Origin of the sequence: Metabacillus hrfriensis (assembly GCF_030127205.1) — a bacterium.
Lineage (GTDB): Bacteria > Bacillota > Bacilli > Bacillales > Bacillaceae > Bacillus_P > Bacillus_P dongyingensis.
Window position 1 is genome coordinate 4,037,195 of the sequence record NZ_CP126116.1, and the last position, 13,614, is coordinate 4,050,808.

Below are 13,614 nucleotides of genomic sequence, written 5' to 3' on the forward strand. Positions count from 1 at the left end.
CCGAGGAGCTAGACGCCTTTGCTAGACATGTCTCAAAGTCTAAATAATATTCTGATACTATAAGAAAGCAGCTTGATGAAATCATCAAGCTGCTGCATGTTATTTAAGGGAATCTTGGGAACTGCTTGAAGTCAGGGCTGCGTTTTTCTTTAAATGCATCTCTTCCTTCTTTTGCTTCATCCGTTGTATAGTACAGAAGAGTTGCGTCTCCTGCAAATTGCTGAATGCCTGCTAGGCCGTCTGTATCCGCATTAAATGCAGCTTTAAGGAAACGAATGGCAGTCGGGCTCTTTTCTAAGATTTCCTCGCACCATTGAACTGTTTCTTCTTCAAGCTTTTCTAAAGGCACAACCGTGTTGACAAGACCCATGTCAAGCGCTTCCTGTGCATTATATTGACGGCATAGGAACCAGATCTCGCGTGCTTTTTTATGTCCGACAATACGGGCAAGGTATCCTGAACCATAGCCAGCATCAAAGCTGCCTACTTTTGGTCCCGTTTGGCCAAAAACAGCATTGTCTGCTGCAATTGTTAAATCACAGACAATATGAAGCACATGGCCGCCTCCGATTGCGTATCCTGCCACCATGGCAATAACCGGTTTTGGTATCACGCGGATTAAACGCTGCAGATCAAGAACATTCAAACGAGGAATTTGGTCTTCACCAACATAACCGCCATGTCCGCGAACCTTTTGGTCGCCGCCTGAACAGAATGCTTTTCCACCTGTTCCAGTTAATATAATAACTCCAACATTTGCATCATCTCTTGCATAAGCAAAAGCATCAATTAATTCCATTACCGTTTTCGGACGGAATGCATTATGTACCTCTGGACGATTAATAGAGATCTTGGCAATCCCATTATACGTTTCATATAAAATATCTTCGTACTTGCGTTCAGCAATCCATTCTACTGTCATTTTGTACTGCCTCCTTATGAATACGTTTACGTATTAATAAACTCATTTACTATTCTACCAAAGATTTGCGGTTGTTCCACATGAACCGCATGACCTGCACCAATTATTTTAATAAATGTCGGAAGCGGGATCAAATCTTTCATCTCTTTTGCGATCCCGCAGAACTTTTCATCCAATTCCCCGCTAATGAGCAGAACGGGAATTTCCAGAGAATCAAGGCTATCCCATAAGGATTTCTGTGATCCGGTCCCCATTCCTAAAAGACTGTTTGCAAGCCCTGCCTCGTCATTTTTCAGCCTTTGGCTGCGCAGATTTTTTTGAACGTCCCCAGGCAAAGCTTTCTGAGAGGCAAACAGCGGTATATTCTCCCAGAAATCTATAAAGGATTCCAATCCCTGTTCTTTTATAAATTGAGAGAGCTTTCGATCATTTACTCTTCTGCTCATTCTCTCAGCCTCTGATTTCAACCCAGGAGATGCACTTTCCAGAACCAGCTTGTCAATCCGCTCAGGATGCCTGCCTGCATAGGATAATGCCAGTCTGCCTCCCATAGAATAGCCTGCAAGAATTGCTTTATTAAGTTGGAGCTCTTCAAAAATAACATGTAAATCCTTAACCGATTCATCCATAATGTACCGTTCAAACTCTGAAGGTGAATCTGTCAGCCCATGTCCGATAAGATCAACTAATATCACTTTATAATGGCTGAACATGTCCAGAAAAGGGTGCCAGTTTTCGGCTGAGCCTGTAAATCCATGGAGAAGAACTAGAGGGATTCCTTCTCCAAATGTTTCAATATGATAGGATACTCCTCTTATCGTCAACTTCATTTAAAGAACTTCTCTCTTATTTCCTGGGAAACACGATTCATCAATTCACGATGAATGCTGACACGGGTTTGACGATTTGTGCGCACTTCAATAATATTCAAACCTTTTTTAATGACAGCATCTGACACTGCTGATCGGAATTCCTCCCATGTTGCCGGCAGTGAATATGAAGCGTCATAAAGATCGGCAGCATGTTTAAAATCAAGACCGGTCGGCGTGCCGAATAAGGTTTCAAAATGCTTCTCTTCTTTTGACTGCGGAAGAAACGAAAAGATGCCGCCCCCATCGTTATTAACAAGGATGATGGTCAAATTAAGCTTGTGCATTTTCGCAGCAAGGAGACCATTCATATCATGATAAAAGGATAAGTCGCCAATGACTAAAAAAGTTGGATGATCTGTGCCGGCACCAGTACTCATTCCAAGTGCTGTTGAAACGATCCCATCGATTCCATTCGCCCCCCGGTTGGCATAAACGGCAATGTTCTTTTCCGTGTTCAGGAAATAATTATCAAGGTCACGGATCGGCATGCTGTTTCCTGCTATCACATGACACTTCTGGGGAAGCGCATGCTGCAATTCACGAAAGACATTTCCTTCAAACAGGTCGCCGCCTTTATCCTCGGCTGATCCTAATAACTCACGCGAAACGAGATTTACTTTTTTCCATGACTGCAGCCAATCCGTATCTTCCTGTATTTTGACCTGTTTGATAAGTTCACGGCACAGCCAGCTCTCCTTGCATTCAATCATTTCCGCCGCCATTAAGGTTGGTTCCCTCCAGCCGCCTTGGCCATCGACAACAATTTGACGGATATCAGCTGTTCTCTTCAAGAATAAAAACAGCGGCTTTGAAACCGGCATAGCTCCGAACCGGATAATGACTTCTGGCTTTAGCTGCTCTGTTATGTATTCATCCTTCATAAAGGCATCATAGCATTCAATGACAGATGTTTGATCATGAGACCCTGTTCTTAAATTTGAAAGAGGATCAGCAAGAATAGGGTACTTCAGGACTGAGGATAACTTTACCGCTGCTTCAGCGAAATCAGGATCTCGAAGCTCTCCGCATATAATCAATCCCTTCTTTTCTTCTGAAAGGAGACCAGCTAAGCGCTGCACTTCGGAAAGATCAATAACTGAAGAACCCGCTGTTACTTGAACCTGTTTAGGACGGCTATTCAAGCTTGTCCATAAATCCTCAGATTCTAAATCAGGTACGAGGGGTTCTCTGAACGGAAAATTAAGATGAACCGGTCCTGATGGAGAAGAAATCGCTTTGCCCGCTGCACGTGCCGCCATTGTTCTTCCATAATGGAGAAGCTCAGCAGTATGCTCCGGAACTGCCATATCCGCAAACCATTTTGCATAGCGGCCGAACAAATGCATCTGATCGATTGCCTGCGGAGCACCAACATCCCTAAGTTCATGCGGACGGTCTGCTGTTAAAACAAGCAAAGGCACTCTTGAATAGAATGCCTCAACAACTGCCGGATAATAATTAGCTGCTGCCGTTCCTGATGTACACAGCAAAGCAACGGGTCTTTGCTGCATCTTGGCCATGCCAAGGGCAAAAAAACCTGCTGATCGTTCGTCAATCAAAACATGAATGTTCAAATCAGGATGTTCAGCCATCAGCATGGCCATAGGGGTTGATCTTGAACCGGGGCTAATAACCGCATCCCGAACACCCGCTTTAGATAATTCATCAACAAAACTTGCTGCATAAAGGGTTAAAGATTTATTTGCACTCATGGTTGACTCCTCCCAGCGCAGAGAGCATCGGCTTAAGCTTGATCAGTGTTTCCTGATATTCCATTTGAGGATCGGATTCTGCTACAATGCCGCATCCTGCAAACAGGGTTGCCTGCTCGCCCTCAATTAAGCCGGAGCGGATGGCTACTGCAAACTCTCCGTTGTTTTCAGCATCAAGCCACCCGACTGGACCGGCATACCAGCCGCGGTCCATAGGTTCAATTTCTCTGATCATTTCAACAGCAGCCATTTTTGGATATCCTCCCAAGGCAGGTGTCGGATGAAGCTTCTCTGTTAAGTTCAATAAGGAATAACCGGCTTTCATTGATCCTTCTATCGGTGTATACAAATGCTGAATATTTTTCGTTTTTAATAATTGCGGGTGATCTGAAACCTTTACTTCACTGCAGCATTCTTCAAACGAATCTTTGATCATTTTCACAACAATCGCGTGCTCAATCAGATTTTTTTCATCATTCAAAAGCTCTGTTCCAAGCTCCGTATCTTCTTGCTTGCTCTTCCCTCTTTTAATGGAACCAGCCAGACATGTTGAAAGCAGCCTGCTGTTTTCCTTTTTGATCAGTCGCTCAGGGGTTGCTCCAATGAACGATTGACGGCCATTTTCAAAAGAAAAGATAAAGCTTGTAGGCTGCTCTGTCTGCAGTTTGCTTAAAGCTGAATAGATATTAATTTTGTGATCATATTCTAATTGCACTTCTCGTGCCAGCACGACTTTATCCAGCTCACCGCTTTTAATTAAATCTGTTGCTTTTTGTACGGCTGAAAGCCATGTTCCCGTATCAGCCTCTTTTAGAGTGTAATTGTTTACGTACTCTTCCCCAGTGCTTGCCTTCCCTGTCAGTACTTCGTTGGCAATCGTTGTGAAATGTGCCGAACATGATTCAAGGTCATCTTCCGGCTTAATCACACGATTGATTGTCAAAAAAGAAACACCGTCTTTTACTGTAAGCATGACGGACGGCAAAAAGAATTTTGCCTCAGGATAGTTATTCCAGCGCTCGTTTCTGCGGTTATGCGGATCAAAAGAAAAACCGCCGAATAATAAAGCGCCTGTACCTATATGAGATTTTGCGCCATCTTCGTAATGCGCTATTTTTTTAAAGCGTTTCCAATCAGACTCAATCCGCCCGAAACGATCGCTTTCAGCAGAATCATTCTCTACTGTGCATTCGTTTCCCAAGCCTGTAATCGTAAAGCGTGAACCAGGAGTTGCCCAATAAAACCGCTCGCCTAAAAAAAGCCGCTCGCCAGCCGCATAAAAATGGAGGGGGTTCATCGAATCATTCAACGACTTGACCTGACTTAATATGACCGGTTTATCAAACTGTCTGGCTTCCTCCAAAGCACGCTTCATAATCTCCGTAAATGTATGTTTTAATGCCGTAATCATTGGAAATCCCTCCAAAACCGAAAAATCGCTTATATTAAGATACACCTCAGAGGAAAGAGGTGTCAATAGTACTTGGGCAAAGAAATGGTATAATAGAAATAACGACTATTATCCTTATTATATTACTACCCTGACAACAATAAAATCAAAAGCTCTCGCGGAAGAAAATTCCCGGTCAGGAATTAAATGATTGTTCAAACATTTGTAAAAGGATTGACACAATATTGTAAATTTCCTACACTTAATTTTGGGAAGCAAACGTGCTCCATTTGGTTTACAAAAAGGGGAGAAATCTTTGATGCATACACAATCAAACACTACACAAAACGTGCCTTCAATCAAACCGGATAAAAGCTGGAAAGTATGGTGGATGCTGCTGCGTCCGCACACACTGTCTGCAGCCTTCATTCCTGTGACGATCGGTACGGTGCTTGCTTTAAATGATGGTCAGGTTCATATCTTATTATTTCTAGCTATGCTGATTGCATCCATTTTAATTCAGGCTGCAACCAATATGTTCAATGAATATTTCGATTTTAAGCGCGGACTTGATAATGAAAATTCTGTCGGCATCGGCGGAGCAATTGTCAGAAACGGTGTAAAACCAAAGACAGTTCTAAACCTTGCCTTTGCATTTTTCGCAGTCGCAGCAATTTTAGGGGTTTATATTTGCATGACATCCACTTGGTGGATCGCTGTTATTGGATTAATCTGCATGGCTACCGGCTATTTTTATACAGGAGGCCCTATGCCAATTGCATACACTCCATTTGGAGAGCTGGTTGCAGGTTTCTTTATGGGTATGGTTATTATCCTGCTTGCTTATTACATTCAAACTGGAACGATTTCACCGATCAGCATCATTATTTCCATTCCGATCGCTTTCCTGGTTGGAAACATCATGCTGTCAAATAATATCCGCGACCTCGATGGAGATAAAGAAAACGGGCGAAAGACGCTGGCGATCTTGATTGGACGCAAAAAAGCAATTATTTTCCTCGCTTCCATGTTCGCAGCTTCTTATGCTGTCATCTTGATAATGATAGCACTCGGCCACTTGTCCTTTTGGGCGCTTTTAGTTCTAATCAGCACCCCAAAGGCATACAGTGCCGTAAAAAAATTCGTCGGCAAATCACTGCCGCTTGAAATGATGCCTGCAATGAAAGCCACTGCTCAGACAAATATTCAATTTGGGTTCTTGCTCGCACTTGGTTTATTCATAAGCACAATCTAAACTTTACACGGCCCTTTGAGGGCCGTATTTTTTTTGCGCATAATTTACAATCATGATTTTGCCCTTTCTGTTCATACTAAAAAAAGAAGAAATTACTTCTTAAGGAAGGAGCGTGAATGGAATGCTTAATAGCGGACAAATGGCTTCCTTTCGCTCACAGCTTGACGCAAGAAAAGCAGAAATCGAGCAGCACCTGCAGGAAAACAACCATTTTGGACTTGAGCAAAGCTTCGGGCATGATTCTACCGGAGAGCTTTCAAGCTATGACAACCATCCGGGCGATGAGGGTACAGAGCTTTATGAGCGTGAAAAAGATATCGCTTTAAATGAGCATGTGGAGGAAGAATTAAGTGATATAAACCGAGCACTTGCAGCCATTGAAAAGGGAACTTACGGGGTATGTGAAGTATGCGGAACAGACATACCCGAAGAAAGACTTGAAGTGCTTCCGACTGCAACAACCTGCAAGGAACATTCTCCGGAGCAGGCAATTTCTCACTCGAGACCGATAGAGGAAAGCATACTTGAGCCGGCATTCGGGCAATTCGAATACGATGAAAGCGATTCGGAAGCCTATGATGCGGAAGACTCTTATCAGGACGTAGAGCGCTTCGGCAACTCTGAAACTCCTTCTGACATGGAATATCCTGTTGATTCATACAACGACGTATATATGGAGAACGATGACCCCACAGGGTATGTAGAGGATTATGAAAATTTCGCCGCTACAGATATTGAAGGAAAGAACGTAACAGTGTATCCAAACATACAGCATAGACAGTATGAACATACACTCGATGAAGAAGGACTGATGACTCCTTTCGGTGATCTTCCTGCATCAGAAAAAGAACCATATAGTGAGGAATAAAAGCGAAAGCTCATTGTTAAGCTACTAAAACAAGAATCCGGCAGAAAAGATATTTTTTGCGAATCGGTTCTGATCAAATGTTAGAAGCTGGACTTAAATTATTTTATGCTTTCCAATAATCTTAAACAGAGTTTCCGCAACGGAACTCTGTTTTAATTTGTTTCTGCGATTTTTTTAAGTTCCCCCGCCCGGTCTGAGAGAAATTTTTGCATATATCTCTCTAGAAATAAAAAATCGGCGGCTTTGCCCAAAAATCCTAATGGAGACAGATAGTCAAAGTGATCAATCATCACTGTTTCATTTCCTGAAGCAACGAAAGTATGGGTATGAATAAAAGACTTAAATGCTCCTTTAACCATCATATCTTTAAATTCATAAGGCCTGTTCATCTCTGTTATTTTGGAAGACAGTCTTTGCTTTATACCGAAGTGCAAGGCTTCCCATTCAACGGTATCACCTTCTTCAAGAAGCCCGGTGGTTACACCGCCAACCGCCTTCTCTTTTGTTTTTTTAGTCGTTTTCGGATGGATCTCTACATTCCGTGCGAGGTCAAAGCAGACTTCGATTGGCGCTTTAATACTAATTGTATTTCTAATGACAGGCATATACTTATCCCCTTTATATGACGAACTTCTTTCATTATAAATGGAAAACAGAAGGGTTTTCTTTCTTTATGACGAATGTTTACAAAAAAAAGTAAAGAGGTGACCTTTTTGAACGCACATGAAATTGATTACAAGATTTATGGGGATGACATGCAGTTTGTTGAAATTGAGCTCGATCCAAGTGAAAGTGTAGTAGCCGAGGCCGGAGGTATGATGATGATGGATGACGGCATTGATATGGAAACCATCTTTGGTGACGGATCAGAGCAAAAGGGCTTGATGAGCCGTTTAGTAGGTGCCGGTAAGCGTGTTATTACTGGAGAAAGTTTATTTATGACGGTCTTTACAAATAAAGCTGGAGGCAAAAAGCAAGTTTCATTTGCAGCGCCCTATCCAGGCAAAATCATTCCTGTCGACTTAAATGAAATGCAGGGAAAAGTCGTTTGTCAAAAAGACGCCTTCCTCTGTGCTGCTAAAGGTGTGTCTGTCGGAATTGATTTTCAGAAAAAGTTAGGAACCGGTTTTTTTGGCGGTGAGGGATTCATTATGCAAAAACTAGAAGGAGACGGACTCGCTTTTTTGCATGCTGGAGGTACGATACATAAGCGGCAGCTTGCACCTGGGGAGCGCCTGAAAATTGATACAGGCTGCCTTGTCGCGATGACGAGGGACGTTAACTACAACATTGAATATGTCGGGAAAGTCAAAACGGCCTTCTTCGGCGGTGAAGGATTATTTTTTGCAACTGTGCAAGGTCCTGGGACAGTATGGGTACAATCACTCCCCTTCAGCCGTCTTGCTGACCGCATATTCGCCAATGCTCCAAGCACAGGCGGAAACGCTTCAGGAGAAGGCAGTATTCTGGGCGGACTTGGCCGATTGCTTGATGGAGATAATCGATAATTCGGCAGACGCATGAAAGTTCGTTTTTTTCAAACTTACTTTCAATGCCATTATCTAAAGCTTGTACATCGAAAATCTTGATTTTTTTCGAAATCAGAGGACATATTAGCAAATCCTTAATAAAACTTAAACAGCAGAAAACCCGCTCAACCAGGCGGGTTTTCAAAGACTTAATGAATAACAGGAATCGGCTGGATATCCCAAATGCCATCAGCATACTCATGAATCGTCCGGTCACTTGAGAAATAGCCTGAGTGAGCAATATTAAGAAGTGCTTTTTCAAGCCACTTATCTTGGTTTTTGTAAGCTTTTTCAAGCTGTTCCTGGGCATCAACATAGGATGCAAAGTCACGTAAAACAAAATATTGATCATTTTCATAAAGCAGAGAGTCTTTAATTGCTTCAAACTCATCTTCTGTATCAGGGAAGAATCCGTTTGTGAGCTGATCGACCACTTGTCTGATCCGCAGATCATGATGATAATACTCAGATGAGCGATACCCGCCATTTTCATAATAATTCAGAACCTCATCGGCCTTTAAACCAAAAGTGAAGATGTTCTCTTTTCCGACTTCTTCTAAAATTTCAATGTTCGCTCCGTCCAAAGTTCCCATTGTGAGCGCACCGTTCATCATAAATTTCATGTTTCCTGTTCCAGATGCCTCTTTACTGGCAGTTGAGATTTGTTCACTGACATCTGTCGCCGGGAAGATATGCTCTGCCAGCGAAACCCGGTAATTTTCCATGAAAATGACTTTCATCATCTGCGAAACCTTAGGATCGCTGTTCACTTTATCTGCAAGCGAGTTAATTAGTTTAATGATTTTTTTCGCATAATAGTAGCCTGGAGATGCCTTGGCTCCAAATATAAACGTTCTTGGATAGATTGTAAAGTTTGAATCCTCTTTCAGCCTGTTATAAAGATACATGATATGCAGCACATTTAACAGCTGTCGTTTATATGCATGAAGACGCTTAACTTGAACATCAAAAATCGAATGTTTATCGACGGAAATTCCCGTTTTCTTTTCGATAATGTCTGCAAGAATCGCTTTTCTTTTTCGTTTAACGGCTGCAAATTCTTCTTTTAAATGTGGATTATAGATATGACGTTTTAGCTCAATCATGAGGTGCGGGTTTTTAATCCAGTCGGTCCCAATTGTTTCGGTAATGAGATTTGTCAATTCTGGATTGGCTTTAAGCAGCCATCTGCGGTGAGTGATTCCATTGGTTTTGTTATTGAACTTTTGAGGATAGATTTGATGAAATAATTTCATTTCACGGTTTTTCAGAATATCAGAATGGATCTTTGCGACACCATTGACGCTGTGGCTTCCGACAATCGCTAAATGGGCCATTTTCACGACGCCGTGAGCGATAATTGCCATATTTTCAATACGCTTCCAATCTCCAGGGAAACGATTCCACAGCTCTTTGCAGAATCTTTCGTTTAATTCCTCTACAATCATATAGATTCTTGGGAGCAGCGGCTTAAAGATATGCAGCGGCCATTTTTCAAGCGCTTCAGATAATGTCGTATGATTCGTATAAGATATCGTATTAATCGTAATATTCCAAGCTTCTTCCCATTCCATATGCTCTTCATCAAGTAAAATTCTCATCAGCTCCGGGATGGCAAGAACGGGATGAGTATCGTTTACATGGATGGCAACATGCTTGTGGAATTCATGCAGGGTATCATTCTTTTTAAGGTATGACCGGACAATGGACTGCAAGCTTGCAGAGACAAGGAAATATTGCTGCTTAAGTCTGAGAATCTTTCCTTCGTCATGCGTGTCATCCGGATATAAAAACTCTGATACTGCCTCTGTTTCACGTTTATAAGCAAGTACATCACGGTGAGGCGGATTTGGAGCAGGCTCAGCGTTCCAAAGCCTCAGCGTATTAACTGTGCTCGTTTCATATCCAATCACAGGCATATCATATGGTACAGCTATAATATTTTCAGAATGAACATGGCGGAAGTCAAGCTTCCCATCTTCGTATACATGTTCAACTTTTCCCCAAAACGGAATCTCCATCGCCTGATCCGGCTTACGGACTTCCCATACATTTCCGTGCCTTAACCATTGCTCAGGCAACTCCACTTGATAGCCATCCACAATCTTCTGATCAAAAAGACCATGTTTATACCTGATGCCAAGACCATGTCCCGGCAAATTTAATGAAGCAAGCGAATCTAGAAAACAAGCAGCAAGGCGGCCTAAACCGCCATTGCCAAGACCTGCATCTGCTTCACTTTCTTCAATCTCTTCAAGGTTGATGCCAAGATCAGCAAATCCTTCAAGTACAACGTCGCGAATGCCCAAATTTAAAAGATTTTGTCCGAGCAGTCTCCCAAGCAAAAACTCAATCGATAAATAATAAACTTGCTTGTTGTTGCTTGCCCGGTTCCATTCGTTTGTTGTGATCCAATTGCTGCTGATATGTTCTCTTACCATATTTCCAAGCGTTTGGTATTGATCACGTTTTGTTGATTCAGCAAATTTTTTTCCATAACTCATTTCCAAGCGCTTTAGAAAACTGTCTTTAAATTCATTTTTGTTAGAGAACATGACTCCCACTCCTAGTCATTAAATCAGCATAAAGCTGGTTGTATTTAAACGCTGACTGCGCCCAACTGTAGTCTTCTTTCATCGCTGTTTTGACAAGGCTGTTCCAAATGGTTTTATTTTTATAAATAGTGCATGCGCGATTAACTGTGTTCTTCATATCGTGAGCATTGAAGTTGGTGAACGTAAAACCGTTCCCCTCGCCTGTATCATCGCGGTAGGATGTTACAGTATCATTCAGGCCGCCTGTTTCTCTTACAATCGGAATTGATCCGTAGCGAAGAGCGATCAGCTGGCCAAGACCGCATGGTTCAAACTGAGAAGGCATTAAAAAGAAATCCGAGCCCGCATAGATGCGGTGTGCAAGCGGCTCATCAAATCCGATGTATGCTTTGCACTTATCCGGAAACAGCCATTCCATGTGCCTGAAGAAATCTTCGAACTTTTTCTCTCCGGTTCCAAGGATAATAATCTGCATATCTGATTGAAGCATTTCATGCAGGACGCGCTCGACCAAATCAAGGCCCTTTTGCTGCGTTAAACGAGTGACCATTGTAAGAAGAGGCGTATCCTCTTTTTCCGGAAGGCCAAACATCTTCTGAAGCTCTTTTTTATTCTTTGCTTTGTTTTTGACAGAGTTTTCATTATACGGAAACGCTATGTACGGATCGTCCCCAGGATTATAAATTACATCATCAATTCCATTTAATATCCCTACAAGGGATGCTTCTTTCACTCTCAGCAGCCCATCAAGACGCTCACCGAAGTATGGTGTCTGAATCTCATTCTTGTAGGTAGGGCTTACTGTCGTAATCAGATCTGAAGCCACAAGAGCAGCTTTCATAAAGTTCACAAAGCCATGGAATTCAAGCTGATCTGCATTAAAATACCGGTCATCAAGACCAAGTAAATCATGCAGAATATCTCTTGGGAAAATACCCTGAAATTGCAGGTTATGAATCGTAAAAACCGCTTTCATATTTTCATAAAACGATTGAGAAGCGTACTCTTCTTTTAATAGGAATGGCACCATGCCTGTATGCCAATCATGACAATGAATCACATCAGGCTGGAAATCGACTGCTTTAATCGAATCCAGAACTGCTCTGGAGAAAAAAGAGAAACGCTCCCCATCATCAAAGTGGCCATATAAAGAGTCACGCTTAAAATAGTATTCGTGATCGATGAAATAATACGTGACTCCTTCAAATTCCAGCTGTTCAATTCCGCAATATTGTCTTCTCCATCCGACAGGAACAACAATATCTTTGATTTTTTTCATTTTTGACCGGAACCGCTCCGGAATTTGACCGTATTTAGGTAAAATCACTCGAATATCTGTTCCAAGACGCTTTAATTCCTTGGGCAGCGCCCCTGCAACATCCGCCAGACCCCCTGATTTTACAAAAGGGACACATTCCGATACAACAAATAATACCTTCACGATTTCATCAGCGCTCCTTGTACTGTTCCTTTTCTAAGTACGATCGGCAGATCAGCAGATCCTTTTAATTCGATGCCGCTGCCTACTTTTACATCTTTATCAAGAACTACATTCTCAAGCACGCAGTTTTCTCCCACCTGAGATTTTTGCATAATAATACCATTTTTTATGACTGTTCCTTTTCCGATATGAACAGCTCTGAAAATAATACTATTTTCTACATACCCTTCAATTATGCTGCCGTTTGCGATCATTGAATTTTTCACAACAGCATTCTGTCCGTGTCTGGCAGGCGGCTCATCCTTCACCTTGGTTAAGATCGGACGGTTTTTAATAAATAACTGCTGCCACACTTCCGGCTTAAGCATATCTAAGCTGTGGCGATAATAGCTTTCAATTGAATCAATAATGGCAACGTATCCATCAAACTCATAATCACAAATCATCATTTTATGAGTATTCTCCATGATTACTTGTGCAATGGTTTTATAACCCGTCTGATTATTATCATGGATAAGATTCAGTAATAATTTTGTCGACATCACATACATATGCAGAGATTCGCCGTCTTTGCGGACTTCCGTAATATCGCAGCCCATTTTCACATGTTTCGAGAGAACATCTTTGAAATCAATGTTGCAGACTGTATAGCTGTTTGTGATCACCGCGTATTCCTGTTTGCTCCTCAAGAAATAGTCAATGTGATCTGACAGCTGGCGAATGGATCCGAATTCATTATACTGATCATTTAAATGCGGAGACGGGAAAAAGAACAGCCCATCGCGCTTTCTATTAAGATCCCATTGCTTGCCTGACCCTAAATGATCCATCAGGGAACGATATTGGTATTTTGGAAAAATAGCTACACTTTCAATATCTGAATTCACCATATTAGATAAAACAAAATCAATTAATCTGTAACGCCCCGCAAACGGAATAGCAGCCATCGACCGATTCACCGTTAAGTCCTCGATGGCATTTGTATACGTTGTTGCATCAATAATTCCCAGCATCCTTTGATTCATAGCTGTTCCACCTCTCGCATTAGTTTATTTTCATCGGAAATAAAT

General features: G+C 42.0%; 11 protein-coding genes. 3 read left to right on the forward strand and 8 right to left on the reverse strand.

Annotated features, from left to right (window positions below; genetic code table 11):
• Positions 1–103: 103 nt before the first annotated feature.
• Genes menB through QLQ22_RS20095 form a run of 4 tightly spaced genes read right to left on the reverse strand, consistent with a single transcriptional unit; the run spans position 104 to position 4,917 of the window.
• Positions 104–922, reverse strand: a complete 819-nt coding sequence (gene menB, locus QLQ22_RS20080) for a 1,4-dihydroxy-2-naphthoyl-CoA synthase (protein ID WP_223437506.1) — start codon at positions 920–922, stop codon at positions 104–106.
• Positions 923–948: 26 nt separating this feature from the next.
• Positions 949–1,752, reverse strand: coding sequence for a 2-succinyl-6-hydroxy-2,4-cyclohexadiene-1-carboxylate synthase (gene menH, locus QLQ22_RS20085; RefSeq protein WP_284015413.1), 804 nt, complete (start codon positions 1,750–1,752; stop codon positions 949–951).
• A complete protein-coding gene (menD, locus tag QLQ22_RS20090; protein ID WP_284015414.1) occupies positions 1,749–3,506 on the reverse strand; it encodes a 2-succinyl-5-enolpyruvyl-6-hydroxy-3-cyclohexene-1-carboxylic-acid synthase in 1,758 nt (585 codons plus the stop codon). The genes menH and menD overlap by 4 nt, the downstream gene beginning before the upstream one ends.
• Entirely contained in the window at positions 3,493–4,917 is a 1,425-nt protein-coding gene (locus QLQ22_RS20095; RefSeq protein WP_284015415.1) for an isochorismate synthase, read from the reverse strand. The genes menD and QLQ22_RS20095 overlap by 14 nt, the downstream gene beginning before the upstream one ends.
• A gap of 298 nt (positions 4,918–5,215) precedes the next feature.
• Between QLQ22_RS20095 and QLQ22_RS20100 the strand changes: the two genes are divergently transcribed.
• Together QLQ22_RS20100 and QLQ22_RS20105 are read left to right on the forward strand one after the other, a co-directional pair.
• Entirely contained in the window at positions 5,216–6,151 is a 936-nt protein-coding gene (locus QLQ22_RS20100; RefSeq protein WP_284015416.1) for a 1,4-dihydroxy-2-naphthoate polyprenyltransferase, read from the forward strand.
• Between the two features lie 121 nt (positions 6,152–6,272).
• Positions 6,273–7,019, forward strand: a complete 747-nt coding sequence (locus tag QLQ22_RS20105) for a TraR/DksA C4-type zinc finger protein (protein WP_284015417.1) — start codon at positions 6,273–6,275, stop codon at positions 7,017–7,019.
• 152 nt (positions 7,020–7,171) lie between these two features.
• Here QLQ22_RS20105 and QLQ22_RS20110 read toward each other — a convergent pair whose 3' ends face one another.
• Positions 7,172–7,624: an SRPBCC family protein gene (locus QLQ22_RS20110; RefSeq protein WP_284015418.1), complete on the reverse strand. Its 453-nt coding sequence runs from the start codon at positions 7,622–7,624 to the stop codon at positions 7,172–7,174.
• Positions 7,625–7,732: 108 nt separating this feature from the next.
• On the opposite strand from QLQ22_RS20110, the gene QLQ22_RS20115 reads away from it, so the two are divergent.
• Positions 7,733–8,527, forward strand: a complete 795-nt coding sequence (locus tag QLQ22_RS20115) for a TIGR00266 family protein (protein ID WP_223437520.1) — start codon at positions 7,733–7,735, stop codon at positions 8,525–8,527.
• A gap of 170 nt (positions 8,528–8,697) precedes the next feature.
• Here the strand turns inward: QLQ22_RS20115 and QLQ22_RS20120 are convergent, their stop codons facing one another.
• Genes QLQ22_RS20120 through QLQ22_RS20130 form a run of 3 tightly spaced genes read right to left on the reverse strand, consistent with a single transcriptional unit; the run spans position 8,698 to position 13,569 of the window.
• Positions 8,698–11,103 (reverse strand): glycogen/starch/alpha-glucan phosphorylase, encoded by a 2,406-nt coding sequence (locus QLQ22_RS20120; protein WP_284015419.1) that lies wholly within the window; start codon positions 11,101–11,103, stop codon positions 8,698–8,700.
• On the reverse strand, positions 11,093–12,544 hold the full coding sequence (glgA, locus tag QLQ22_RS20125; protein ID WP_223437525.1) for a glycogen synthase GlgA: 1,452 nt from the start codon (positions 12,542–12,544) through the stop codon (positions 11,093–11,095). The genes QLQ22_RS20120 and glgA overlap by 11 nt, the downstream gene beginning before the upstream one ends.
• Positions 12,541–13,569, reverse strand: a complete 1,029-nt coding sequence (locus tag QLQ22_RS20130) for a GlgC family sugar phosphate nucleotidyltransferase (protein WP_223437527.1) — start codon at positions 13,567–13,569, stop codon at positions 12,541–12,543. Before QLQ22_RS20130 ends, glgA begins: the two co-directional genes overlap by 4 nt.
• Positions 13,570–13,614 lie beyond the last annotated feature (45 nt).